The sequence below is a fragment of the Pseudomonas sp. GXZC genome, from assembly GCF_026967615.1.
In the GTDB taxonomy this organism is placed as follows: Bacteria; Pseudomonadota; Gammaproteobacteria; order Pseudomonadales; family Pseudomonadaceae; genus Aquipseudomonas; species Aquipseudomonas azotoformans_A.
Genome location: NZ_CP114115.1, coordinates 3,301,786 through 3,328,483, shown reverse-complemented (window position 1 = coordinate 3,328,483; position 26,698 = coordinate 3,301,786). Strand labels below are relative to the sequence as shown.

General features: G+C 61.6%; 17 protein-coding genes. 6 read left to right on the top strand and 11 right to left on the bottom strand.

Translation table 11 applies throughout. The features are described from left to right. Positions 1-38: 38 nt before the first annotated feature. Genes glgB through OZ428_RS15455 form a run of 3 tightly spaced genes read right to left on the bottom strand, consistent with a single transcriptional unit; the run spans position 39 to position 7,645 of the window. The gene (glgB, locus tag OZ428_RS15465; protein WP_269133972.1) at positions 39-2,276 is read right to left on the bottom strand and encodes a 1,4-alpha-glucan branching protein GlgB; all 2,238 of its coding nucleotides are present in this window, start codon (positions 2,274-2,276) and stop codon (positions 39-41) included. Beyond that, positions 2,273-5,635 (bottom strand): maltose alpha-D-glucosyltransferase, encoded by a 3,363-nt coding sequence (gene treS / locus OZ428_RS15460; RefSeq protein ID WP_269133971.1) that lies wholly within the window; start codon positions 5,633-5,635, stop codon positions 2,273-2,275. The genes glgB and treS overlap by 4 nt, the downstream gene beginning before the upstream one ends. 30 nt (positions 5,636-5,665) lie before the next feature. Next, positions 5,666-7,645 (bottom strand): alpha-1,4-glucan--maltose-1-phosphate maltosyltransferase, encoded by a 1,980-nt coding sequence (locus OZ428_RS15455; RefSeq protein WP_269133970.1) that lies wholly within the window; start codon positions 7,643-7,645, stop codon positions 5,666-5,668. 204 nt (positions 7,646-7,849) lie between these two features. Between OZ428_RS15455 and OZ428_RS15450 the strand changes: the two genes are divergently transcribed. After that, positions 7,850-8,026, top strand: coding sequence for a hypothetical protein (locus OZ428_RS15450; RefSeq protein ID WP_177075939.1), 177 nt, complete (start codon positions 7,850-7,852; stop codon positions 8,024-8,026). On the opposite strand, the gene OZ428_RS15445 is transcribed toward OZ428_RS15450, so the two are convergent. Then, positions 8,004-8,495: an MgtC/SapB family protein gene (locus OZ428_RS15445; RefSeq protein WP_012723945.1), complete on the bottom strand. Its 492-nt coding sequence runs from the start codon at positions 8,493-8,495 to the stop codon at positions 8,004-8,006. The two genes, OZ428_RS15450 and OZ428_RS15445, sit on opposite strands and share 23 nt — an antisense overlap. Positions 8,496-8,616: 121 nt before the next feature. On the opposite strand from OZ428_RS15445, the gene OZ428_RS15440 reads away from it, so the two are divergent. The 4 genes from OZ428_RS15440 (at position 8,617) to OZ428_RS15425 (ending at position 12,440) form a co-directional block, all read left to right on the top strand. After that, positions 8,617-8,856, top strand: a complete 240-nt coding sequence (locus tag OZ428_RS15440; RefSeq protein ID WP_033901481.1) for a DUF3203 family protein — start codon at positions 8,617-8,619, stop codon at positions 8,854-8,856. 184 nt (positions 8,857-9,040) lie between these two features. Then, entirely contained in the window at positions 9,041-10,450 is a 1,410-nt protein-coding gene (ccoG, locus tag OZ428_RS15435) for a cytochrome c oxidase accessory protein CcoG (protein ID WP_269133969.1), read from the top strand. A 25-nt stretch (positions 10,451-10,475) separates the two neighbouring features. After that, a complete protein-coding gene (gene mapR, locus OZ428_RS15430) occupies positions 10,476-11,885 on the top strand; it encodes a GntR family transcriptional regulator MpaR (protein ID WP_269133968.1) in 1,410 nt (469 codons plus the stop codon). Positions 11,886-11,975: 90 nt separating this feature from the next. After that, positions 11,976-12,440, top strand: coding sequence for a hypothetical protein (locus OZ428_RS15425; RefSeq protein WP_269133967.1), 465 nt, complete (start codon positions 11,976-11,978; stop codon positions 12,438-12,440). Positions 12,441-12,451: 11 nt separating this feature from the next. Here OZ428_RS15425 and OZ428_RS15420 read toward each other — a convergent pair whose 3' ends face one another. The 7 genes from OZ428_RS15420 to tpx form a co-directional block, all read right to left on the bottom strand. Next, entirely contained in the window at positions 12,452-13,198 is a 747-nt protein-coding gene (locus tag OZ428_RS15420; RefSeq protein WP_269133966.1) for an SDR family oxidoreductase, read from the bottom strand. A 54-nt stretch (positions 13,199-13,252) separates the two neighbouring features. Continuing rightward, on the bottom strand, positions 13,253-15,349 hold the full coding sequence (locus OZ428_RS15415; protein ID WP_269133965.1) for a putative bifunctional diguanylate cyclase/phosphodiesterase: 2,097 nt from the start codon (positions 15,347-15,349) through the stop codon (positions 13,253-13,255). Positions 15,350-15,501: 152 nt separating this feature from the next. Beyond that, positions 15,502-16,971: an efflux transporter outer membrane subunit gene (locus OZ428_RS15410; RefSeq protein WP_038850191.1), complete on the bottom strand. Its 1,470-nt coding sequence runs from the start codon at positions 16,969-16,971 to the stop codon at positions 15,502-15,504. Beyond that, positions 16,968-20,075 (bottom strand): efflux RND transporter permease subunit, encoded by a 3,108-nt coding sequence (locus OZ428_RS15405; protein ID WP_269133964.1) that lies wholly within the window; start codon positions 20,073-20,075, stop codon positions 16,968-16,970. The genes OZ428_RS15410 and OZ428_RS15405 overlap by 4 nt, the downstream gene beginning before the upstream one ends. Further along, a complete protein-coding gene (locus OZ428_RS15400) occupies positions 20,072-23,173 on the bottom strand; it encodes an MdtB/MuxB family multidrug efflux RND transporter permease subunit (protein WP_269133963.1) in 3,102 nt (1,033 codons plus the stop codon). Before OZ428_RS15400 ends, OZ428_RS15405 begins: the two co-directional genes overlap by 4 nt. Further along, positions 23,170-24,474, bottom strand: coding sequence for an MdtA/MuxA family multidrug efflux RND transporter periplasmic adaptor subunit (locus OZ428_RS15395; RefSeq protein ID WP_269133962.1), 1,305 nt, complete (start codon positions 24,472-24,474; stop codon positions 23,170-23,172). Before OZ428_RS15395 ends, OZ428_RS15400 begins: the two co-directional genes overlap by 4 nt. 231 nt (positions 24,475-24,705) lie before the next feature. Then, complete coding sequence (gene tpx / locus OZ428_RS15390; protein ID WP_016980349.1) at positions 24,706-25,206, bottom strand: thiol peroxidase; 501 nt, start codon at positions 25,204-25,206, stop codon at positions 24,706-24,708. Positions 25,207-25,364: 158 nt separating this feature from the next. On the opposite strand from tpx, the gene OZ428_RS15385 reads away from it, so the two are divergent. Further along, positions 25,365-26,654 (top strand): glycosyltransferase, encoded by a 1,290-nt coding sequence (locus tag OZ428_RS15385; RefSeq protein ID WP_269133961.1) that lies wholly within the window; start codon positions 25,365-25,367, stop codon positions 26,652-26,654. The last annotated feature ends 44 nt before the right edge of the window (positions 26,655-26,698 follow it).

The following is a 26,698-nucleotide window of genomic DNA, read 5'->3' as shown; positions in this document are numbered from 1 at the left end:
CAGTAGTGCGGACAACAGAATCCAGCACGGTAGAGCCTTTAAAACGGTTCCGGGCGCAGAATCAGCACGCCCAGCGGCGGCAGATTCAACGACAGCGACACCGCCTGCCCATGGTGCGGCTCATCCTGGGTAAATACCTCGCCTCCATTACCGTAATTGGAGCCTGCGTACATCTCGGCGTCACTGTTGATCACCTCACTCCAGCGCCCGCTGAACGGCACGCCGACTTTATAGCCCTCGCGCGGCACCGGGGTGAAGTTGGCCACCACCAGCACGGGCTTGCCGTCCTTGCTCCAGCGCAGCCAGGCGTAGACGCTGTTGATCGCATCGTCGCCGATCAACCACTGGAAGCCTTGGGGCGCGTCATCCTGTTCGTGCAGGGCCGGTTCTTCGCGGTACAGGCGATTAAGGTCGCCCACCAGCTTCTGCACGCCTTTGTGCTCAGCGTACTGCAGCAGGTACCAATCCAGTTGCTGGTCATGGTTCCACTCGCGCCATTGGCCGAATTCGCAGCCCATGAACAACAGCTTTTTGCCGGGGTGCATCCACATGAACGCCAGGTAAGCCCGCAGGTTGGCAAACTTCTGCCAACGGTCGCCAGGCATCTTGTCGATCAGCGAATGCTTGCCGTGCACCACTTCATCGTGGGAGATCGGCAGGATGAATCGCTCGGACCAGGCATACACCAGGCCAAAACTCAGCTCGTTGTGGTGATGGGCGCGGTACACCGGGTCCTGCTGGATGTAATGCAGGGAATCGTGCATCCAGCCCATGTTCCATTTGTAGTTGAACCCCAGGCCGCCCTGCTGGGTCGGCTGGCTGACGCCGGGCCAGGCGGTGGATTCTTCGGCGATCACCAGGGCACCGGGGGCCTCGATGGCGACCACATCGTTGAGGTGACGCAAAAAGTCGATGGCTTCGAGGTTTTCGCGGCCGCCATGGCGATTCGGCACCCATTCGCCGGCTTTGCGTGAATAGTCGCGGTAGAGCATTGAGGCCACGGCATCCACGCGCAGCCCGTCGATGTGGAAGTGTTTAAGCCAGTGCAACGCCGAGGCCAGCATGAAGCCATGCACTTCGGTGCGGCCCAGGTTGTAGATCAGCGTGTCCCAATCCTGATGGAAACCTTCCAGCGGGTTGGCGTATTCGTACAACGCGGTGCCGTCGAATTGCGCCAGGCCGTGGGTGTCGGTGGGGAAATGCGCCGGCACCCAGTCGAGGATCACGCCGATATCCGCCTGGTGCAGCGCGTTGACGAAATAGGCAAAATCCTGCGGCGAACCGAAGCGTGCCGTGGGTGCGAATTGTGACAAGGCCTGATAGCCCCACGAGCCGCCGAACGGGTGTTCCATGATCGGCATCAGTTCAATGTGGGTGAAACCCAGCTGCTGCACGTAAGGAATCAGACGCTCGGCCAGTTCGCGCCAATTGTACTGACGCGCCACTTCGCCCGCCTCGTCCAGCTCGGCCTGCCAGGAACCCACGTGCAGTTCATAGATCGACAGCGGCGCGGTGGTCTTCTGTTTCTCGACCCGCGACTGCATCCATTCGTGGTCCTGCCAGTCTACCTGCAAGGGTTCGGCAACCTTCGAAGCCGTGTCGGGCGGCAATTGAGTGGCCAGCGCCACGGGGTCGGCCTTGAGCGGCAGGATCCCATTGGCGCCGAGCACTTCGTACTTGTAGGCCGCACCCGGCTGCAGGCGTGGGATAAAGATCTCCCACACGCCGGAAGGATGGCGCAGGCGCATCGGATGCCGGCGCCCGTCCCAGATATTGAAATCGCCCACCACCGACACGCGTCGCGCATTCGGTGCCCATACGGCAAAGCGCACACCTTGCACGCCGTCGACGCTGGTCACCTGGGCGCCCAGGCAACTGCCGAGGTCGCGGTGATTGCCTTCGGCGAACAGGTACAGGTCCATTTCACCCAGCAACAGTTGCTGGAAGCTGTAAGGGTCTTCGGTGATCTGCTCGCCACCGGCCCACTGGATTTTCAGCAGATACGCCTGGCGCGTCTGGAAGTGCCCGACAAACAGGCCCGGCACCTGGGTCGCGTCGAGGCTGCCGATCTGTTCGCCGCTGTCACGCGCCAGCACCTGGACGCTCAAGGCTTCGGGCAGGAACGCACGGATAAACTGGCCGCCGTGTTCATCATCGTGTGGCCCGAGAATCGAGAACGGGTCGTGGTGTTCGGCGCGTACCAGCGCTTCGACGTCCTTGGACGCCGGCAATGCAGTCAATTTCGGTTGCAGCGGTTCTTTATGTGTAAAGCTCATGACGTCTCCCCACCGCGCGCAGTTTTAGATATGGGTGCTTCCTTTATAGAAGCAGTTCCGCTCAGTAAACCGTGCAACCCTTGCAAGGGCACCGGCAACCAAGTCGGACGGTTCTCTGCTTCGTAGGCCACTTCGTACGCGGCCTTCTCCAGGCTGAACAACGCCAGTGCAGCGTCCTGGCCTTTGGCATCCTGCCAGTCATGCGCCAGTGTAGACGTAGCTGACTGATAAGCCTGGATAAATGCCTGGCGTGCTTCTTTCAGATAACGATCGGTTACACGTTTACGGGATACCGCCGCTTCGGGCGAGTGATCCACCCCTTGCACATTCAAGGCCATGGCCGCCGCGTAATCGAACGAGCGCAACACACCGCTCACATCTTTATACGGGCTGTGCTTGCCCCGTCGTTCGTGCAAGGGCCGCGCCGGTTCGCCTTCAAAATCGATCAAGTAGGCATCGCCTTTCACCACCAGCACCTGGCCCAAATGCAAGTCACCATGCACCCGAATGCGCAACCCGCCCGCCGTGGCTTTTGCCAAGGCCTGTACATGACTGGCGATGGCTTTTTTCTGCGCAAGCAAATCACTGACCAGCGCTTGATCGGCCGGGTTCAATTGGCTTTGATGAAGTTTGAGCAACTGCAACGCGCGGTCCAGCTGCGCGCCGACGTCCTTGGCCCAGGCCTGGGTGTCCTTGGCGCTGGTAACCTCCGGCTTGAAGTCTTTATTGGCAGTGTCAGCGCCGAGCACCCGGTGCATTTCACCCAGGCGCTGGCCGAGCAACCCGGCAAAGTCCGCCAGCTCGCCAAGGGCGTTGTAATGCTGCTCCTGCTCGGAGATGGCTTCAGCCAGCTCGTCGCGAATCGCCCGTTCCAGGTTGTTCTGGGTCCAGCTCCAAGCGTCGCCCTGGTTGCTCAGGTAACCCTGGGCAATCATCAGCAGGTTGTCCTGCCCTTCGGCGTCGTGGCGCACCATCGAGCCCAGCAGTGGCGAGATGTTGGGGTAGCCAGCTTCGGTCAGGTAGGCGCTCATTTCCAGTTCCGGGTGCACGCCGGAAGCGACTTTGCGGATCAGTTTGAGCACCAGGCTTTCAGCCACGACCACTGAGCTGTTGGACTGCTCGGCGGACAGGTAGCGCACCTCAGCCTCATTCGTCAGTTGCAGCTTGGCCAGGTGCGGCGTGGCGGCAAAGCGCAGCTCGCCCTCGCTGGTAGTGAGCACGGTGCCGGCCTGCAAACCTTGAATCACCGCCCGGATAAAGTGCTCAAGGCTGAAGGCATCGGTCACCAAACCTACCTGACGCACCCGCCTTACGCGGGCCAACGCCAGCTGTTGCGGCAAGGCACTGGTGAACTGGTCTTCACCGAGAAAACCCAACGGCAGCTGATACCGGCTGACTTGACCACCCGCTGTCACTTCAAGCTCGCTGAGCAACACGGGATGCTGTGGATCGCCAAAGCGCGCGCCGTAGGCAATGCGCACGCTGTCGATGGCCGTGTCCTTGCCGGCAAACCAGCGACGCTTGGGCAGCCAGGCTGGAAGCACCGTCTGCTCCAGGGAACCGCGGCACGGCTCGTCCAGCAATTCTTCCATGCGCTTTTTCAATACCAATGTGGTGAAGTCCGGCATGCTCTGGGCGGGTTCCACGTGCCAGCTCGGCATCTGGTTTTCCGGCGCCAACACAAACCAATAAAAGCCATAAGGCGCCAGGGTCAGCAGGAAATTAAGCTGGCCGATGGGTGGGAAAGCATTACCGCCGAGCATCTCCACCGGCACCATGCCCGCAAACGCCGACAGGTCCAGCTCGGCCGCCTGGGCGCTGCGTGACACATTGGCCACGCAAAGGATGATTTCGTTGCGCCCATCTTCGCCGGTGAATTCACGGGTATAGGCCAGGATGCGGCGGTTGCTCGGCGAAAGCATTTTCAAGCTGCCACGGCCAAACGCCTTGGATTGCTTACGCACCGCCAGCATGCGCCGGGTCCAGTTCAGCAGCGAATGCGGGTCTTGGGCCTGAGTCTCGACATTCACCGATTGATAGCCGTATTGCGGGTCCATGATCGGCGGCAGTACCAGGCTGGCCGGGTCGGCGCGGGAAAAACCGCCGTTGCGGTCAATGGACCATTGCATCGGCGTGCGTACGCCATCGCGGTCGCCGAGATAGATGTTATCGCCCATGCCGATCTCATCGCCGTAGTACAGGGTCGGCGTGCCAGGCATCGACAGCAACAGGCTGTTGAGCAGCTCGACACGGCGACGATCACGCTCCATCAATGGCGCAAGACGGCGACGAATGCCCAGGTTGATCCGCGCACGACGGTCTGCCGCGTAGTAGTTCCACAGGTAGTCGCGCTCCTTGTCGGTGACCATTTCCAGGGTCAACTCATCGTGGTTGCGCAGGAAGATCGCCCATTGGCAGTTGGCCGGAATCTCCGGGGTCTGCCGTAGGATATCGGTGATCGGGAAGCGATCTTCCTGGGCCAGGGCCATGTACATGCGCGGCATCAGCGGGAAGTGAAAGGCCATGTGGCACTCATCGCCATCGTCGCCTTTTTTGTCACCAAAGTAGAGTTGGGTGTCTTCCGGCCACTGGTTGGCTTCGGCCAACAGCATGCGGTCCGGGTAATGCGCGTCGATCTCGGCGCGGATCTGCTTGAGCACGTCGTGGGTTTCAGGCAGGTTCTCGTTGTTGGTGCCGTCGCGTTCGATCAGGTACGGGATGGCGTCGAGGCGCAGGCCGTCAATGCCCATGTCCAGCCAATAGCGCATCACCGACAACACGGCTTTCATCACCTGGGGGTTGTCGAAGTTGAGGTCGGGCTGGTGGGAATAGAAACGGTGCCAGAAGTATTGGCCGGCGACCGGGTCCCAGGTCCAGTTGGACTTCTCGGTATCGAGGAAGATGATGCGCGTGCCGTCGTATTTCTGGTCATCATCCGACCACACGTAGAAGTCCCGCGCCGCCGAGCCAGGCTTGGCCTTGCGGGCGCGCTGGAACCAGGGGTGCTGGTCGGAGGTGTGATTGATCACCAGCTCGGTGATCACCCGCAGCCCGCGCTTGTGCGCCTCGGCAATAAAGCGCTTGGCGTCGGCCAGGGTCCCGTAGTCGCTGTGCACGCCACGGTATTCGGCAATGTCATAGCCGTCGTCGCGACGTGGCGAGGGGTAGAACGGCAATAGCCAAATGGTGTTTACACCCAGGTCCGCGATGTAGTCGAGCTTGGCGATCAGGCCGGGAAAATCACCGATACCGTCGTTATTGGAGTCGAAATAGGATTTGACGTGAACCTGGTAGATCACCGCGTCCTTGTACCAGAGCGGGTCTTTGATGAAGGTGGCAGCGTTGGGTTTCTTCGCCATTGGAAACTCCTGGAAAATGCATCGCAAGGTTCAAGACGATGGGGTGATGCGCCAGATGCCAAACGGCATCTGCGGCTCCAGCCGTGTCCACTGGGTCTTGCCGTACCAGGTCCAGCGATGGCCGTTCATCAGGTCTTCACCTTGGGTCTGGGCATCATCCGGCAGCCCCAACTCCCACAATGGCAACTCGAAGTTGGCTTCCTGGGCGTTATAAGGATCCAGGTTCACCGCCACCAGAATGAAGTTGCTGCCGTCCTCGCTGCGCTTGCCGAAATACAGAATGTTGTCGTTCCAGGCGTTGTAGAGCGTGAGCCCCAGGTGCGTCTGCAGCGCCGGGTTCTGCCGGCGGATGCGGTTGAGCTGGGCGATCTCGGCAATAATGTTGCCGGGCGCGGTGAAGTCCCGTGGGCGGATCTCATATTTCTCCGAGTCCAGGTATTCCTCTTTGCCCGGCACCGGGGCCGACTCGCAGAGTTCGAAGCCGGAATACATGCCCCACAGGCCCGAGCCCATGGTGGCCAGCGCGGCACGGATCAAGAAGCCAGGGCGGCCGGAGTCGTGCAGGAAGGCTGGGTTGATGTCCGGCGTATTCACGAAGAAATTCGGCCGGTAGCATTCACGCCACGGCGACTCGTTCAGCTGCGTCAGGTATTCGCTCAACTCGGCCTTGGTATTGCGCCAGGTGAAATAGGTGTAGCTCTGGGAATAGCCGACCTTGCCCAGGCGCGCCATCATCGCCGGCGTGGTGAAGGCTTCGGCCAGGAAGATCACGTCCGGGTACTTGGACCGCACATCGCTGATCAGCCATTGCCAGAACGGCAGCGGCTTGGTGTGGGGGTTGTCGACGCGAAAGGTCTTTACGCCCTCTTCCACCCAACCCACCACAATGTCGCGCAGCTCGGTCCACAGGCTCGGGATGGCATCTGCGGCATAAAAGTCGACGTTGACGATGTCTTGGTACTTCTTCGGCGGGTTCTCCGCGTATTTGATCGTGCCGTCCGGGCGCCAGTTGAACCAGCCCGGATGCTCCTTGAGCCACGGATGGTCCTGGGAACACTGGATGGCGAAGTCCAAGGCGATTTCCAGGCCATGCTCGGCGGCCGCCTGGACCAGGCGGCGGAAATCATCGCGGCTGCCCAGTTGCGGGTGAATGGCCTCATGGCCGCCGTCTTCGCTGCCGATGGCGTAGGGGCTGCCCGGATCATCCGGGCCGGCGCTCAGGGAATTGTTCTTGCCTTTGCGGTGGCTGCGCCCGATGGGGTGGATCGGCGGGAAGTACAGCACGTCAAAACCCATGTCATGGATCATCGACAGGCGCGAATGCACGTCATTAAAGGTGCCGTGACGCGCCGGATCGTCGGTGATCGAGCGCGGGAACAGCTCATACCAGCTGGCGAACAGCGCTGCCTCGCGCTCCACATCAATCGGGTAGACGGTGCTGATGCTCAGGTAGGCGCGGTGATCGGCCTGGGTCATCAGGTGTGCACTGTCTTCGTGCAGGAACTGCGCAACCTGCTCGGTTTCCAGCAGGCCGGAGAGTTCGTGGTGCAACAGCATCAGGCGGTCACGCAGCTCATTGTCACTGCGCTCGGCGGCCTGTAGCACCAGGCTGCGGCCTTCCTGCAGTTCCAGGCTGACCGGCACGCCAGCCTCATGCTTCTTGCGCAGCTCATAGCAAAAGCTGGCGAAGGTATCGATCCAGGCTTCGATGCAGTATTCGTGAGGGCCTTGCTGGGCCACAGTAAACGCGCCTTCCCAGCCGTTGTTGCCCACGTCGGTCATGACCACGCTGTGCCAGCTTTCGTCCTGCAGCGGGCGCCAGCGGATCAGCACGGCGAGCTTGTCATGGCCGTCGGCAAACACTTTGCTGGTGACATTGACCCGTTGGCCGACCACGGCCTTGACGGCAAATTCGCCGCCATCAATCACGGGGGTGGTGCTTTCGATTGCGATCCTGGGCAGCAACAGTGCCTGGGACAGTGGTAACAAGGAGTCTGTTTCAGCAGTCATCGAGCATCTTCCCCTTACGCCCTGTGGACGCTCTTTGCTTGATCCGAATTCTGAGGCGGCCGGGCTCTTCCTGAGCGAGGCCGTAATAGGTCCGAGCCTGGGCCCCCGTTAAAAGTTCAGCTGGATGTGCCGCCATCGGGCGGGGAATCAATTCGCCTCGGCGGCTGTCCACCGATAGAGCAAAGCACAAAGGAGGCCACACCGATGAATATCCCGATCCCAGCGGAAACGCCGGACCCGAATATCGACAAACCCACCCTGCCGCCGACCGAACCGGAACCGATTCCGGAAAAAGAACCACCTGAAAACGAGCCACCACCGGTGGAAGAACCGCCGACGACCATGCCGCCCGTGATCGTCAGTCCTTCTCAAAACGCTTGACGATCTTTGGCATCACGCTGAACACCGCCAGCGCCAGCAAGGTACTCAGCACCGCTGTCGATTCCCGGCCCAACCCGGCCGAGACCCCAATCGCAGCGGTCATCCACAAGCCGGCGGCGGTGGTCAGGCCTTTGACGTGCCCCTCTTCATCATCCTTGCCCTTGATGATCGTACCGGCGCCCAAGAATCCGATCCCCGCAATCACCCCTTGCACCACCCGGCTCATGGCGTCCGCCTGGTTGCCGGACATTTGCGGCACCATCACAAACAAGGCAGCGCCCAGCGCCACCAGCATATGGGTGCGCACCCCGGCGGCCTTGCCCTTGCTCTCTCGCTCAAAGCCGAGAATGCCGCCCAGGATCGCGGCGATCAGCAGGCGCACGGTGATCTGGGTGAGCTGCTTGGCGTCGCCAATGTCGGCGAATTCAGCCTGCAGGGTTTGCCACACTTCATGCCACCACGCGTCCATGGATGCTGCCCTTTGTCATTATTGGTAATGGATGGACAGCAGCGACCGCCAGTCAGTTGCCTGGAACCCCCACACATCGCTGGGCCCTAACTTTACATCGCCCACAGATAAGGAGAACGGCATGCCCATTCGTATCGAAAACCAACTGTGCTACTTCATGCTTGATGACAACGGCCAGGAACAGAGCGTGCCAGCGACCCGGGTCAATATTGTTACCGACCTCGACAAGTCGATGTCCTACGTGGAGTTGGCCGCCGAGCGGATCTATATCACCGAGGCCGAGGCCGACGCCCTGACGGTGGCCGGTGCCCACGATGGGCGCCAGCATGTGAAGGCCGAAGAACCTGGTTCGCTGATTTAATTGATCTGTGTCAGCGCCCTTGAAATAACGCTGCACCCCTGGTGCCATGGGGTGCAGCACATTGTCGCAGCGGCCATTCACCGCCCCATCTGATCCTCTTTTTATCGCCATACCTGAGTCTGTTATGCAAACAGCGCCACGCGCATAGTTCATCCGCCTGATGGAGGCTGATGAGCGAACGACCATGAGCGAACACATCCCAACCGTGGAAATCTTTGAGCCCACACACCCAAAGAAGGTGAAGGCCAAATCCAGCGACAACCTGATTCATACCCGCAGTTTCACCGGCCTGTTCCGCACCTTGCGCGTGAGCGGTGCAGCCTTCCTGTTCCTGGCGTTTTTCGGCACGGTGTGGCTGAACTGGGACGGTCGGCAGGCCGTGCTGTGGGACTTGGCTGAAAGCAAATTCCATATCTTTGGCGCGACCTTCTGGCCGCAGGATTTCATCCTGTTGTCGGCGCTGTTGATCATCTGCGCCTTCGGCCTGTTTGCGATCACCGTGTTTGCCGGCCGCGTGTGGTGCGGCTACACCTGCCCGCAGAGCTCGTTTACCTGGCTGTTCATGTGGTGCGAAAAAGTCACCGAAGGCGAGCGCAACCAGCGTATCAAGCTGCAAGCGGCACCCTGGAGCCTGAACAAACTGGCGCGACGCTCGGCCAAGCACACCTTGTGGCTGGGCATCAGCGTGCTGACCGGCCTGACGTTTGTCGGCTATTTCACGCCGATCCGCCCCTTGGCGGCTGAACTGCTGACTTGGCAGATGGGCGGCGTCAGTTTGTTCTGGGTGCTGTTTTTTACCGGCGCCACCTACATCAATGCGGGCTGGCTGCGCGAAGCGGTGTGCATGCACATGTGCCCGTATGCGCGGTTCCAGAGCGTGATGTTCGACAAGGACACCCTGACCATTTCCTACGACGTGGCCCGTGGCGAAAACCGTGGCCCGCGCAAACGTGACGTCAAACCCGCCGACGTCGGCCTGGGTGACTGCATCGACTGCCAGCTGTGCGTACAGGTCTGCCCCACCGGGATCGACATCCGCGACGGCCTGCAAATGGAGTGCATCGGCTGCGCAGCGTGCATCGACGCCTGCGATTCAATCATGGACAAAATGGGCTACCCGCGTGGCCTGGTGAGCTACACCAGCGAACATCAACTGCAAGGCGGCAAGACGCACCTGCTAAGGCCGCGCCTGATCGGCTACAGTGCCGTGCTGCTGGTGATGATCGCTGCGCTGGTAGTGGCGCTGGTGGAACGGCCGATGGTGTCGCTGGATGTGACCAAGGACCGTGGCATGTTCCGTGAAAACGCCCAGGGTCTGATCGAAAACATCTACAGCCTCAAGGTGATCAACAAGACCCAGCAACGCCAGGACTATCGCCTGGAACTGGTGGACGCCGACGGCTTCCAGTTGCAAGGCAAGACCGAGATCAGCCTGGCGCCGGGGGAAATCAGCGATGTGCCGGTGTCGGTGGCATTGTTGGCGGATAAACCGGCGAGCAGTTCGCAGACCTTGCGTTTCAAAGTCTCGGACGTGGATGAGCCAGGGATCTACAGCATTGCCGACAGCCGCTTTGTGGCGCCGTTGAACCGATAAAAACATTCACACTGACTGAGCCCCCATGAAACGCTACGAAAAATTCGCCGACGACATTGCAGAACTGATCCGCTCCGGCGTCCTCGGCCCCGGCCAGCGGGTGCCGTCGGTGCGCTATGCCAGCCAGACCTACGGCGTCAGCCCGTCCACGGTATTCCAGGCCTACTACCTGCTGGAGCGCCGTGGCCTGATTCGCGCGCGGCCGCGTTCGGGTTACTTCGTCAACACCCATGCGCCCAGTCCGTTTTCCGAGCCGGTGGTGAGCGAGCAGGTGCACGAGTCCACCGAAGTGGACGTGAGCGAACTGGTGTTCTCGGTACTCGACTCGATCAAAGACCCGAACACCGTACCCTTCGGCTCGGCATTCCCCAGCCCCATGCTGTTCCCGCTACCACGCCTGGCCCGCTCCCTGGCCAGCGCCAGCCGCGAAATGGACCCGCGCCTGGTGGTCACCGACATGTCGCCGGGCAACCCGCAACTGCGTCGCCAGATCGCCCTGCGCTACATGGTCGGTGGCCTGATGCTGCCCATGGAAGAACTGCTGATCACCAACGGCGCCTTGGAGGCCTTGAACCTGTGCCTGCAAGCCGTCACCGAACCGGGTGACCTGGTGGCCATCGAAGCCCCGGCGTTCTACGCCTGCCTGCAAGTGCTGGAGCGCTTGAAACTCAAGGCCGTGGAAATCCCCGTGCACCCGCGCGACGGCATCGACCTCAACGCCCTCGCGCAAACCCTGGAGCGCTACCCGATCAAGGCCTGCTGGACCATGACCAGCTTCCAGAACCCCATGGGCGCGACCCTGCCGGAAGCCAAGAAACAGGCCCTGGTCGAACTGCTACGCGGCCATCAGGTGCCGCTGATCGAAGACGATGTGTACGCCGAGCTGTATTACGGCCAACAGGCGCCGAAACCCGCCAAGGCCTTCGATACCGAAGGCCTGGTGATGCATTGCGGCTCCTTCGCCAAAAGCCTGGCCCCCGGCTATCGCGTGGGTTGGGTGGCGGCCGGACGTTTTGCGCAGAAGGTTGAACGCCTGAAGCTGATGACCTCGCTCTGCCCGTCAATGCCGGCCCAGGCGGCGATTGCCGATTACTTGCAGCACGGCGGCTATGACCGGCACCTGCGCAAATTGCGCTACGCCCTGGAGGAGCAGCAAAGCGCCATGCTGGCCGCTATCGCCCGCTATTTCCCGGCGCAGACGCGGGTCAGCCAACCCGCCGGTGGGTATTTCCTGTGGCTGGAACTGCCGGAGCAGACGGATTCGTTGAAGTTGTTCCAGATGGCGTTGGCGCAAGGCATCAGCATCGCGCCGGGACCGATCTTCTCGGCCACCCAGCGCTTTCGGAACTGCATTCGCTTGAACTACGGCAGCCCGTGGACCGAGGCGTCGGAAAAAGCCATGGATACATTGGGGCGCATTGTTCGGTCGTTTTGAGCCGGAACCCCACGCCACCAGGCGCCACATAAAAAAGCGCATGTATCACGCCTGGACATGCGCCTTGCCGAATTCCGCCTGGAGGTTCTCATGCACATGCCCGCCGTCTCTATTCCTGCACAGCTACCTGTTCCACCCCACTACATGCGTGCAGCCGAACAACAACAAGTGCGCGAGATGACAGGCCCCATGGGCCGCCCCGCTGGCGATCATCGATCGGCAGACAGGATCATCGAGCAAAGCCCTGTTCTGCAGCACTTCCTCGATAACCGCGATCATGACCACTTACTGGATGAGCTAAAGATGCAGGTCGGTGACTGGACCACCGCCAACCCGGAACCGGACGCCAGGGCCAATGCGGCCTACGACCTGGACAAGGTGTTACGTTTCCTGGACAACCTGGACGACCGCCACTTGAATGCCAGCCATAGCCGTAACGGACAGGTCGACGGGGTCGTCAGTGATGGCTACAGCACCCTCGATAATTCGGAAGCCAGCCTGCTCCAGGCATTTTCCCGCAAAGGCTACGACGTGCTGCGCCATCTACGGACCTGAAAAGCGGGTGCTTAACGCCCACCGCCCAGATCGAGGAACGTCCCGGTCGCGTACGAAGCCTTATCCGACAGCAGCCAGATAATCGCCTCTGCCACCTCATCCGGGCGCCCGCCACGGGCCATGGGAATACCGGATTCGAGCTTACTGACGCGATCCGGATCGCCACTCAAGGCATGGAAGTCAGTGAAAATATAGCCAGGGCGCACCGCATTGACGCGAATGCCTTCACCCGCTACCTCCTTCGACAACCCGATGGTGAAGGTGTCGAGTGCGCCTTTGGACGCGGCATAGTCGACATACTCACCCGGCGACCCCAGGCGCGCGGCCACTGACGACACATTGACGATACTACCGCCCTGCCCGCCATGCTTGGGCGACATACGCAGCACCGCATGCTTGGCACACAGGATCGGGCCGAGCACGTTGGTCTTGATGATTTTCAGGATGCGGAACTCGGACATCTCGTCAACGCGGGACTTGTGCCCCACCGTGCCCGCATTGTTGACCAGTGCGGTGACACGGCCCAGTTTGGCGTCCACCCGGTGGAACAGCGCGATCACTTCGTCCTCGATACTCACATCCGCCCGCACGGCAATGGCCTGGGCGCCCAGTGCACGCACCTGTTCGAGCACACGGTGGGCCGCCTCTTCGTCGGACTGATAGTTGATGCAGATGCGATAGCCCTGGCGAGCAGCCAGCAAGGCCGTCTCGGCGCCAATCCCACGACTGCCCCCGGTGATGATGACGACTTTGTCCATGCGTGCGGTCTCCTGATTCAACCTGATGTTTAGGGTTGGATCCAAGAATACCTGTCACGCACGGCTTTTGTCAGGCGCAACGGCCTCTTCGGCGCGTTGGATATCCGCCATGAAGCCCTCCGCCGGCAACGGGTGGCCCAGCAGGTAACCCTGGAGGGAATTGCAGCCCAACCGCGTCAGGAAATTCTGCTGCATATCCGTCTCGACACCCTCGGCAACAATCCGTAATCCCAAGGCCTGGCCAAGGGCGACGATGGCCGAGACGATGGCTGCGTCGTCGCTGTCGTGTTCCAGATCGCGCACAAAGCCCCGGTCAATCTTCAGCTCGTTGGCCGGCAGGCGCTTGAGGTACATCAGGCTGGAGTAGCCGGTGCCGAAGTCGTCGATGGACAAGTCGACGCCCATGTCCGACAGCTGCTGCAACACCGTCATGCTCGCGTCGGCGTCGCTCATGGCCGTGGTTTCGGTGATTTCCAGGGTCAGGCTGTTGGCCGGCAACTGGTGCCGCTCCAGCGCCGCCGCCACACTCTTGACCAGCCCGGCGTGGCAGAACTGCAAGGCCGACAGGTTTACCGCAATGCGCCAATCTTCGTAGCCCTGAACGTACCACAGGCTCATCTGGCGGCAGGCTTCGTTGAGTACCCATTCGCCGATGGGAATGATCAACCCGGTTTTTTCCGCCAGTTCGATAAACGTCGCCGGCAGCAGCAACCCCTGTTGTGGGTGCTCCCAACGCAGCAGGGCTTCGGCACCGACCGGAATACCGCTGACCGCGTCGAACTTGGGTTGGTAGTAGAGCCGGAATTGCTCCTGCTCCACAGCATTGCGCAAGTCTTGCAGCAGCTGCAATTGCTTGCGCGCGTTGGTGTTCATCGACACATCAAAGAAGCTGTAGCCGTTCTTGCCCATGCCCTTGGCGTGGTACATCGCGGCGTCGGCGTTCATCAACAGTTCCTGAGGGTTGTTGCCATTCCCCGGGAACATTGCAATGCCGACACTGGCAGAGATCTTCAGCTCATGCTCGGCCACCTGGAAGGCGCGGTTGATCAGGATCACCTGGCGTTCGGCAAGGCCCAGGGCATCGTCCGGCTGGGTCAGTTGCACCAGCAACACAAACTCGTCGCCGCCGATGCGCGCCAAGGTGTCCTGGCTGCGCAAGTCTTCGCGCAGACGCAGGCCGACTTCGCGCAGCAACTGGTCACCCATATGGTGACCAAACGCATCGTTGACGGGCTTGAAGCCATCGAGGTCGATAAACATCAGCGCGAAGCAACCGCCCTGCTCTTTTACGGCCTGCATGGCTTGCTGAATGCGGTCCGCAAGCAACGTACGGTTGGGCAGGCCGGTGAGCATGTCGTGCAGGGCCAGATGGGTCAGTTCCTGGTTGGCTTGGGTGAGGGAATCGGCCAGAACCGCCGTACGCGCTTCCAGGCGTGCATCGAGCAACGAGGTGAGCAAGGCGATGGCCAATACCGCCAGGGTCGTGACCAATACCAGATTATCCAGGCCCTTGCCGCTCAAGCCGCTCAGTGCAGCGCCGCAGAAACTCTCATCGGCAAAACGTGCGGCGGCCATGCCGGTGTAATGCATGCCGACGATGGCAAAGCCCATCACCACCGCTGCGCCCCCCCGTAAAAGGCGCACGTACGGTGTGTTACGGCGCAGATTGTGGGCGATCCACAGCGCAGCGCCAGACGCGACCACCGCGATCAGCAGCGACGCGCCAAACAAGGTGGGGTCATAGTCGATGCCTGGGGTCATACGCATGGCGGCCATGCCGGTGTAATGCATGCACGCGATGCCAGTGCCCATGACCAGCGCGCCAAACCCCAGTTGCCAGGCGGGCAAACGCGGCTGGCTGATCAGCCACAAGGCAAAGCCGCTGGACAACACCGCGATCAACAACGACAGCGCCGTGATACCCAGATCGAAGCCCAGGGCAAACGGCAAGCGCAGCGCCAGCATGCCGATGAAGTGCATCGACCACACCCCCACGCCCATCGCCATGGCGCCGCCGGCGATCCACAAATAAACGGCACGGCCTTTGGCGGTAGCGATGCGACCGGAAAGGTCCAAAGCGGTGTAGGAAGCGAGGATCGCGACAAACAGCGAGATCACGACCAGCGAGGGTGAATAACTACCGATGAGCATGGGACTTCTCGTGCGCAGCGGGCGTGAGAAGCCCGTGCCAGGTGGCAAAGCGGGCGATTGTAGCGAGAATAATTCTTGAGCAGTTGATTAATTATCAGAGGGCCATCAGTGGCATTTTGACGTCAATCAACTGGCTGCAAACCCCGCCAAAATCAGTCCTTCTCGGCAATCGGTGTCTGCCCGTCCCAACCACCGCCCAATGCCGCGATCAATTGCACACTGGCCACCAGGCGCGTCTGCAGAAGGGTCAACACCGTGCGCTCGTTGCTCAGTGCGGTCGCTTGCGTGGTGACCACATCCAGGTAGGCGATCAGACCCGCCTTGTATTGGTTCTGGGTCAGGCGCAACGACTCACGGGCGGCGTCGAGTGCTTCATTGCTGACCACCGCCTCGTCTTCCAGCACCTTGAGTTGCACCATGTAGTTTTCCACTTCACGGAACCCATCTAGCACGGTCTGGCGGTATTTGGCGACGGTCTCGTCGTAGCTGGCCACGGTGCGGTCGACTTCCGCCGAACGCTGGCCGCCGTCAAACAGCGTCATGGCCAGTTTCGGCCCCACCGACCAGAAGCGGTTCGGCAGGCTGATCCAGTCGGCATAGGTGCTGCTGGAGTAACCACCGGCCAGGCTCAGGCTCAGGTCCGGGTAGTAGGCGGCCTTGGCCACGCCGATATTGGCGTTGGCGGCGATCACTGAGCGTTCGGCCGAGGCGATGTCCGGGCGGCGCTCCAGCAGTTGCGACGGCAGGCTCACGGGAATCTGCGGCAGCGCCGGGATGTCCTTACTCACCGCCAGGTTGAAGTTGGCCGGTGCCTCGCCGATCAACACGGCAATCGCGTTTTCCAGTTGGGCGCGCTGCCAGATCAGGTCGATCAGGCTGGCCTGGGTGGTCTTGAGCTGGGTTTGTGCCTGGGCTACCGCGTCCTTGCCGGAAACCCCGGCGCGGTACTGGTTTTCGGTCATTTGCAGGGAACGTTGATAGGTTTCCAGCGTGGCTTGCAGCAAGCGCGTCTGTTCATCCATGACGCGCAGTTGGAGGTAGCTTTGCACCAGTTCGGACTGCTGGCTCAGACGCATCGCCGCAAGGTCCGCCGAGCTGGCTTCGGCGCTGGCTTCATTGGCTTCCAGGCCACGGCGCAATTTGCCCCAGATATCCGCTTCCCAGCTCACGCCCAACTGGGCATTGAGAGTGTCGCGGATACCGCTGCTGGAACTGCTCAGGCTTGCGTTGCTGCTGCCGGTGCCCTGGCTGGCGCGGGTTTTCCCAGCGCTCAGGTCAACGGTGGGGTAAAACGCGCCACGGGAGCTGCGCACCAGCGCCTGGGCCTGGCGAAAGCGCGCTTCGGCCTGGGCCACGGTTTGGTTGGACGTGTTCAGGCGCACCACCAAGTCATTGAGCTGGCGGTCGCCGTACAGTTCCCACCAGGCGCCACGGGCCAGGGAATCACTGGGGGTGGCCTGGCGCCAGCCCTGGGCTTCCTTGAATTGCGCCGGTTCGATGACTTCAGGGCGCTTGTAGTCGGGGCCGACGGCGCAGGCGCTGAGCAGCACGCCGCACAGCACCAGGCTCGCCACACGGGAGCCGCGGAACAGGGCCAGTCGGGCAAAGGTTGAATCGGTCATAGCGCAGTGTCCAGGGCAGCATCGGTACGCACGCCGCGCCATTTGTTGAAGCGATGGCGCGCGCGGTCGAGATAGAGGTAGACCACCGGGGTGGTGTAAAGGGTCAGGACCTGGCTGAACACCAGGCCGCCGATAATCGTCAGGCCCAAGGGACGGCGCATTTCCGCACCATCGCCCGCGCCCAGCAGTAACGGCAAGGCGCCGAGGATGGCGGCCAGGGTGGTCATCAGGATCGGGCGCAAACGCAACAGGCAGGCGCTGCGGATCGATTCCAACGGGCCCAGGCCATCGTGGCGTTCCAGCTGCAAAGCCAGGTCGATCATCAGGATCGCGTTTTTCTTCACCACGCCGATCAGCAGGAACAGGCCCAGCAAGGAGATCAAGCTGAACTCGCCCCCGGTCAGGTAGATCGCAAGCATCGCGCCGACACCGGCCGACGGCAACGTCGAGAGGATGGTCAGCGGGTGAATGTAGCTCTCATACAGAATGCCCAGCACCAGGTAAACCGCCACCAGCGCGCCGAGGATCATGAACGGCTGGCCCTTCTGCGTGGCGGCGAAGGCATCCGCGGTGCCGGCCATCTTGGCGATCACGTCTTCCGGCAGGCCAACCTTGGCAATCGCCCGTTCGATGGCGGCCGTGCCCTGCTCCACCGTCACGCCGGGCGCCATGTCGAAGGCGATGTTTTCCGAGGCGAACTGGCCTTCGTGGCTGACGCGGTCGTCGGCCAGGCTGTTCTCATAATGGGCAATGGTCGACAGCGGCACCCGCGCGCCCGTGGAGGTGATCACCTGCATCTGGTTGAGGGTGATCGGGTCCTGGGCGTATTTGGGATTGACCTCCATCACCACCTGATACTGGTTGAGGCTGTCGTAGATGGTGGAAATCTGCCGCTGGCTGTAGGCGTTGTTGAGCACCGCCGTGACCATGTCCATGTCGATGCCCAGGCGCTTGGCCTGGTCGCGGTCGACAATCAGCGTGACCTGCGCCGCGCCCCGCCCTTCGCGGGCGTCGATAGCGGTGAGTTGCGGCAGCTCGCGCAAGGCCGCCACTACTTTCGGGTACCACAGGCGCAAGGCCGCCAGGTCGCCGCTTTGCAGGATGTAGGAATACTGCGCGCTGGTCTGGTCGCGGCTACCGCCGAATTGCAGGTCCTGGTCAGCCATCAGGAACAACCGCCCGCCGGGCACCAGCGGCACGTCCTTGCGCAGGCGCTCGATCACCGCCTGGGCGGAAACCTTGCGCTCGCTGATGGGTTTAAGGCGCACCAGCATCACCGCATTGTTGGTGCCGTTGTTGCCGCCGATAAAGCCGGCCACGCTGAGTACCGCAGGGTCCTTGAGTACTGCCTTGCGGAAGGTTTCCATTTTCGGTTGCATCACGCTGAACGACAGGCCGTCATCGCCGCGCACAAAACCGATCAACTGGCCAGTGTCCTGCTGGGGCATGAAGGTCTTCGGCACCACCACGTACAGCGCGACGTTCATGCCGATGGTCAGCAACAGGCTGAGCAAAGTCAGGCGCCGATGGCGCAATACCCAGTCCAGGCTGGTGGCGTAGCCGGCGACCATGCGGTCGTTGACCTTCTGGCTCCAGCGCTGCAACCCGGTCATCTCGCCCTTCACATGCGGCTTGAGCCAGCGCGCACAGAGCATCGGGGTCAGGGTCAGCGAAACGATCAGCGACACAATGATCGCCGCCGACAAGGTGATGGAAAACTCGCGGAACAGGTTGGTGACGATCCCGCCCATGAACAGGATCGACAGGAACACCGCCACCAGCGACACGTTCATCGACAGCAAGGTAAAACCGACTTCCTTGGCCCCCAGGTACGCCGCCTTCATCGGCGGCACGCCTTCGTCGATATGCCGGGAAATGTTCTCCAGCACCACGATGGCATCGTCCACCACCAGGCCGGTGGCCAGGATCAACGCCATCAACGAGAAGTTGTTCAGCGAGAACCCATACAGGTACATCACCGCAAAGGTGCCCACCAGCGACACCGGCACCGCCAGCGTAGGAATGAGTGAAGCGCGGAAGTTACCCAAGAACAGGTACACCACCAGGATCACCAGGCCCACGGCAATCAGCAAGGTCATCTCGGCTTCATGCAAGGTTGCGGTGATCACCGGCGAGCGGTCCATGGCCAGGCTCAGCTTGACGCTGGACGGCAGCACCGCCTGCAACGCCGGCAACTGCGCCTTGATTTGCCGGACCGTCTCGATGATGTTGGCGCCAGACTGGCGGTTGATCACCAGCAGCACCGCCGGTTCGTTGTTGAAGAAACCGCTGTTGTAGCGGTCTTCCACGCCGTCACTGATCTTGGCCACATCGCCCAGGCGCAGGGCCGCGCCGTTCTGGTAGCGGATCAGCAGCGGCTCGTAGTCCTTGGCTTTTTCCAACTGGTCGTTGGCCTGGATCTGCCAGTTGCGCTGGCTGTCTTCCAGGGAACCCTTGGGCCGACGCTGGTTGGCGTTGGCGATGGTGTTGCGCACATCGTCGAGGGCCACGCCGTACTGGTCAAGGGCCTTGGGTTCCAGTTCGATGCGCACGGCGGGCAAGGAACTGCCGCCGATCTGCACTTCACCGACGCCGGGCACCTGGGACAGGCTCTGCGACAGGATGGTCGAGGCCAGGTCGTACAGCTGGCCCTTCTGCAACACGTCCGAGGTCAGCGACAGCACCATGATCGGCGCTTGGGACGGGTTGATCTTCTTGTAGGTCGGCATGCTGCGCATGCCACTGGGCAGCAGGTTGCGCGAGGCATTGATCGCCGCCTGCACTTCCCGCGCCGCGCCGTTGATATCGCGGTCGGAGTCAAACGCCAGGATCACCCGCGTAGAGCCCTGGCTCGACGAACTGCTCATGGTGGTGATGCCGGCAATCGCGCCGAACGAGCGCTCCAGCGGCGTCGCCACCGTGGATGCCATCACCTCGGGGCTGGCGCCGGGCAAGCTGGCCGACACCACGATCACCGGGAAGTCGATCTGCGGCAGCGGCGACACCGGCAGCAGGTTGAAACTCACGCCGCCCAGCAACAGGATCGCCAGGCTCAGCAGCATGGTCGCGACTGGCCGACGGATGAAAGGTCCGGACAGGTTCATGACTCAACCGGCTCCAGGCTTTGCGGCTCTTTGCGCCAGCGACGGCCCAGGCGATCGAAGTACAGGTAGATGACCGGCGTGGTGAACAGGGTCAACACCTGGCTCACCAGCAGGCCACCGACCATCACCAGGCCCAAGGGTTGGCGCAGTTCCGCGCCGGAACCGGTGGCCAGCATCAAGGGCACCGCGCCGAACAGTGCGGCCAGGGTGGTCATCAGGATCGGTCGGAAGCGCAGCAACGCTGCCTGGTAGATCGCGGTCTGAGGGTCGAGGCCCTGGTTGCGTTCGGCGTCGAGGGCGAAGTCGATCATCATGATCGCGTTCTTCTTGACGATACCGATCAACAAGATGATGCCGATGATCGCGATCATGCCCAGGTCATTGCCGCTGAGCAGCAACGCCAACAACGCTCCGACCGCCGCCGACGGCAAGGTCGAGAGAATGGTGATCGGGTGGATATAGCTCTCGTAGAGCACACCCAGCACGATATACATGGTGACCACCGCCGCCAGGATCAGCAGCAAGGTACTCGACAGCGAGGCTTCGAAGGCCTGGGCCGCACCCTGGAACTGAGTCTGCACGCCCACCGGCATGCCGATGTCTTTCTGGGTCTGGTTGATCAGCTCCACACCTTTGCCCAGCGCCACGCCGGGGGCCAGGTTGAACGACATCATCACCGCCGGGAACTGGCCGATGTGCGCAATCGCCAATTGCGCCTGGCGCTGCTCCACACGGGCCAGGCTGGACAAGCGCACCTGGCCGCCGTCGGTGGTTTTCACGTGGATCTGGTTCAGCGCATCCGGGCCGAGGGTTTCGCCGGACTGGGCCTGTAATACCACGCGGTACTGGCTGGCCTGGGTGTAGATCGTGGAGATCTGCCGCTGGCCGAAGGCGTCATACAGTGCATCAGTGATGGTCGACACACTGACGCCCAGGCGCGACGCCGCGTCGCGGTCGATCACCAGGTACACCTGCAGGCCCTTGTCCTGCAGGTCGCTGGCGACATCGGTGAGTTCGGGCAATTGGCTCAACGCGTGGACCAGTTTGTCGCTCCACAGCGCCAGCAACTCGGCATCCGGCGACGACATGCTGAACTGGTACTGGGTACGGCTCACGCGGTCTTCGATGGTCAGGTCCTGCACCGGCTGCATAAACAGGCGGATCCCCACCAGCTTATCGATTTCCGGCTGCAAACGCGTGATCACCTGGGCCGCGCTCAAGTCACGCTGGCCGTGGGCCTTGAGGTTGATCAGCAAACGCCCGCTGTTGAGGGTGGCGTTGTCGCCGTCCACACCAATATAGGAAGACAGGCTTTCCACCGCCGGGTCGGCCAGGATGATCTTGGCCAGTTCCTGCTGGCGCTGGCTCATGGCCGCGAAGGAGATCGACTGCGGCGCTTCGGAAATGCCCTGGATCACACCGGTGTCCTGCACCGGGAAGAAGCCCTTGGGCACGATCAGGTACAGGAACACCGTGAGGCCCAAGGTAGCGATGGCCACCAGCAGGGTCAGCGGCTGATGCTTGAGTACCCACTGCAACATGCTGCCGTAACGCGCGATCAACCAATCGATCCAGGCGCCGCTGGCCTTGTAAAAGCGGCTTTGTTCCTCTTCCTTCGGCTCACGCTTGAGCAAACGCGCGCACATCATGGGCGTGAGGGTCAGGGACACCACCAGGGAAATCAGGATCGCCACCGCCAGGGTGATGGCGAACTCTCGGAACAGGCGCCCGACCACGTCGGCCATGAACAGCAGCGGAATCAGTACCGCGATCAGCGACAGCGTCAGGGAAATCAGGGTGAAGCCGATCTGCTTGGCGCCCTTGAGCGCGGCGGCCAGCGGGGTCTCGCCTTCTTCGATGTAACGGGAAATGTTCTCCAGCATCACGATGGCATCGTCCACCACAAAACCAGTGGCGATGGTCAGGGCCATCAGCGTCAGGTTGTTGATGGAGAACCCCGCCAGGTACATCACGCCAAAGGTGCCCACCAGGGACAGTGGCACGGCGATGGACGGAATGATCGTGGCGCTGACCCGGCGCAGGAACAGGAACGTCACCATCACCACCAGGGCAATGGCGATGAGCAATTCGTGCTGCACGTCCTTGACCGAGGCACGGATGGTCTGGGTGCGGTCAGTGAGTACCGTTACGTCGAGGCCGGCTGGCAGGTTGTCGGTGATGCTTGGCAGCAATGCCTTGATGCGATCCACCACCTCGATCACGTTGGCGCCTGGCTGACGCTGGATGTTCAGCAGCACGGCCTGGTTTTCATTGGCCCAGGCGGCGAGGCGTTCGTTTTCGGCGCCGTCGACGATCTGGGCCACGTCTTTGAGGCGCAGCGGAGCGCCATTGTTGTAGGCCAGGATCAGTTCGGCATATTGCTGGGGCGAGACCAACTGGTCGTTGGCGTCGAGCATCGACACGCGGGTGGGGCCGTCAAAGTTGCCCTTGGGCTGGTTGACGTTGGACGCGGCGATCAGGGTGCGCACGTCGGACAGGTTCAAACCATTGGCCGCCAGGGCCTCGGGGTTGACCTTGATGCGCACGGCCTGGCGCTGGCCACCGGCGATGCTGACCATGCCGACACCGCTGATCTGCGCGATTTTCTGCGCCATGCGCGTGTCGACCAGGTCATTGAGCTTGGGCAGCAGCATGGTCTTTGAGGTGATTGCCAGGGTCAGCACCGGGGTATCCGCCGGGTTGACCTTGTTGTACACCGGCGGCGCCGGCAGGTCCTTGGGCAACAGGTTGGTCGCGGCGTTGATCGCGGCCTGCACCTGCTGCTCGGCGACATCCATATTGATGTCGAGGTTGAAACGCAGGGTCAACACGGACGCACCGCCGGAACTGGTGGAGGCCATCTGCGTAAGGCCGGGCATTTGACCGAATTGGCGCTCCAGCGGCGCGGTGACCGCACTGGTCATTACATCCGGGCTGGCGCCGGGGTACAGGGTCATCACGCGGATGGTCGGGTAATCCACCTGGGGCAACGCCGACACCGGCAACAGGCGATAAGCGATGATGCCGGCCAACACAATGGCCAGCATGCTCAGCGTGGTGGCGACCGGGCGAAGGATAAACAGCCGCGACAGGTTCATGAACCGACCTTTTGCGCCTTGCCGGCGGTGGTGCCGGTCTCCCCTTTCGCCGCAGGCTTGCCTTGCAGGTGTTCAGTCGGCGTGGTCGGCACTTCACTGCTATCGTTGACCACTTCGATTTCGCTGCCGTCCTTCAAGCGGTCGGTGCCTTCCAGTACCACGCGGTCGCCGGCCTTGAGGCCTTCCTTGATCACGGTGTTGTCGCCGTCGGTATCACCGACCACCAGCGGCTGCACCTTGACCTTCTTGTCGCCGTCGAGCACGTAGACGAAAGTACCGGTGTTGCCGAACTGGATCGCCGCCGACGGCGCCAGCACCACGTTATGCAGGGTGTCGGCCAGCAGGTGCACATTGACGAACTGGTTGGGGAACAGCGCCTGGTCCTTGTTATCGAAACGCGCCTTGAATTTCAGGGTGCCGGTGGTGACGTCGATCTGGTTGTCCAGGCTCTGCAACATGCCGACGGCCTGTTGCTTCACATCGCCACGGTCCCACGCTTCCACGGGCAGTTTGTTGCCGGCGTGGTAGCGGGTGAGTACGGTTTCCAGGGTATTTTCCGGCAGGGTGAAGGCCACGCTGATCGGCTGGGTCTGAGTGATCACGGCCAGGAACGTGGTGTCATTGGCCGCCACCAGGTTGCCCACGTCCACCTGACGCAGGCCGACACGGCCGCTGATCGGCGCGCGGATCTTGGTGAATTCGAGGTTGAGCTTGGCGTCATCGACCGCGCCCTGGTTGGTCTTGACCGTGCCCTGGTATTGCAGGACCAGCGCTTCGGCGGTGTCCAGGGTCTGCTTGGCGATACTGTCCTGGGCGTACAGGTCGCGGTAACGCTGCACGTCGACCTGGGCATTTTTAAGCTGGGCCTGGTTCTGCATCAACGTGCCCTGCGCCTGGAGCAAGGCGTTCTGGTAGCTGCGTGGGTCGATTTCTGCGAGCAGGTCGCCAGCCTTGACCATCTGGCCTTCTTCGAAGGCGATCTTCACCAACTCGCCGCCCACCCGGCTGCGCACATTGATGGTGTTGAGCGCGGTCACCGTGCCCAGCGCCTTGTAGTACACCGGGAACTCACCCAGCACCGCAGGCGCCACACGCACCGGCACCGGGCCGGTGTAGCCACCAAAGCCTGGGCGCATCATCCCCGACTTGCCGGCGCGTCCGGCGGGCGCCTGCGCAGCGGCATCCTTGTGGCTGCCAGGCCAGAATTTCCAGCACAAACCGGCGACAACCACCAGCACAAGCAGGGCGAACAGCCAGCGGCGGGACTTACGGGGGGAGGATTGCATGGAGTGATCAACCATTGGGCGCGAGAGCTTCTTCTTTGGGAGGCTGAAAGATAAGCACTGGGGCGCATTTAGAAAAGCGCCTTTACCGGCTATTTACCTTAGGCTTACAACTTTTAACTTCTGACCTTAGTTCATCGGCCGTTTCGCTAAGCATCTGAACCACAAATAAAAACGGCCTGGACTAGGCCAGGCCGCAATCATGCATCAAGCGTGTTACTGCAAAACGACAGTAACGTACCGAAACAGTTACTTCAAAACAGCCAGGGCTGCTTCGTAGTTCGGCTCTTGGCCGATTTCTGGCACCAGTTCGCTGTGCAGCACGTTGTTGTTCTCGTCCAGCACCACTACGGCGCGGGCGGTCAGGCCTTGCAGAGGGCCGTCGGCGAGGGAAACGCCGTAGTCCACTGCGAAGTCGGCGTTGCGAAAGTCCGACAGGCTCAGCACGTTGTCCAGGCCTTCGGTGCCGCAGAAACGCTTCTGGGCAAACGGCAGGTCAGAGGAGATGCACAGCACCACGGTGTTGCTCAGGTCGTTGGCCTGGGCGTTGAACTTGCGTACCGAAGTGGCGCAGGTCGGGGTGTCAACGCTTGGGAAGATGTTCAGAACCTTGCGCTTGCCAGCGAAAGTTTCCAGGGACGCTTCCGACAGGTCGACAGCAACAAGGCTGAACTCAGGAGCGGTGGAACCGGTTTTCGGCAATTCGCCTTCAACCTGGACAGGGTTACCACGAAGGGTGACTTGAGCCATGAACGGAATCCTTATGCTGATTTGGGTTTAACGAATTCGAGAGGCCGAAGTTAACCACAAAGTACGTTGGCTACCTACCGCCAAACATAAATTGTCATGCCGTAGGTTATGGTTTAATTGCGCGCTTTGCGCCCTGCCCCTCAAGGAAAACGATGTCGATGAGTGCCCCTGCCACCAAAGTACTGGTCATTGGATACGTCTGGCCGGAACCCCGTTCCTCGGCCGCAGGCGGGCATATGATGCAAATCCTTGAGAGTTTTCTTACGCAAGGTTGGGACATCACCTTCAGCAGCCCCGCCACTATTGGCGAACACAAGGCCGACTTGCCTGCGCTGGGCATCGCCGAATGCGCCATCGAACTCAATAACAGCAGTTTCGACGACTTTATCCGCGAACTGGCCCCGGACATCGTGCTGTTCGACCGATTCATGATGGAGGAACAGTTCGGCTGGCGCGTCGAGAAATGCTGCCCAAGCGCCCTGCGTGTGCTGGAAACCTCCGACCTTCAGAGCCTGCGCGACGCCCGTCACCAGCGGTTCAAGGATCACCTGAAGGCGCACCCCGACAGCGATGACTTCAGCGCGCTGTTTTCCCCGGCGCTGCAAGAAGAATTCCAGCTGATGGCCGACACCGACTTGGCCAAACGCGAAATCGCGGCGATCTACCGCTGCGATATCAGCCTGATGATCTCGGATGTGGAAATTCGCCTGCTCACCGAACAGTTCAAGGTGCCGGCCGCCCTGCTCCACTGGTGCCCACTGATGCTGGAGCCGCCGACCGAACCGTTCGCACCGTTTGAAGACCGCGCGCACTTCCTCAGCATCGGCAACTTCCGCCACGCGCCCAACTGGGATGCGGTGCTCTGGATGAAAAACAGCCTGTGGCCGTTGATCCGCCAGCAATTGCCGGGCGCGCAGCTGCATATCTACGGTGCCTACACGCCGCCCAAAGCCACCGCCTTGCACAACCCGGCTCAGGGCTTTCATGTGATGAACTGGGCCGAAGATGCCCTGCAAGTCATGACCGCCGCGCGTATCTGCCTGGCGCCCTTGCGCTTCGGCGCCGGCATCAAGGGCAAGCTGGCGGACGCGATGCTCTGCGGCACACCGAACATCACCACGCCCATCGGCGCCGAGGCCATGGGCGACGAGCAACCTTGGCCAGGCGTGATCGAACACAGCGCTCCGGCCCTGGCCGCGGCTGCGGTAGCGCTCTACCAGGACCGCAAACGCTGGACCCAAGCCCAGGAAAACGGCCGCCAACTGCTGGCCCGCCGCTATGCCCAGAACGTCCATGGCCCGGCGCTGGTGGCTTGCCTGGAACAGTGCCGCAGCACGCTAAATGCCCACCGACGCGATAACTTCACCGGCAGCATGCTGCGCCATCACGCGCATAAAAGTACGCAGTATATGTCCCAGTGGATCGAGGCGAAAAACCGCGTCGTATAAACACCGGAGCTGGCGAGGTGACGCGCGACGGGGCATTATCCTAC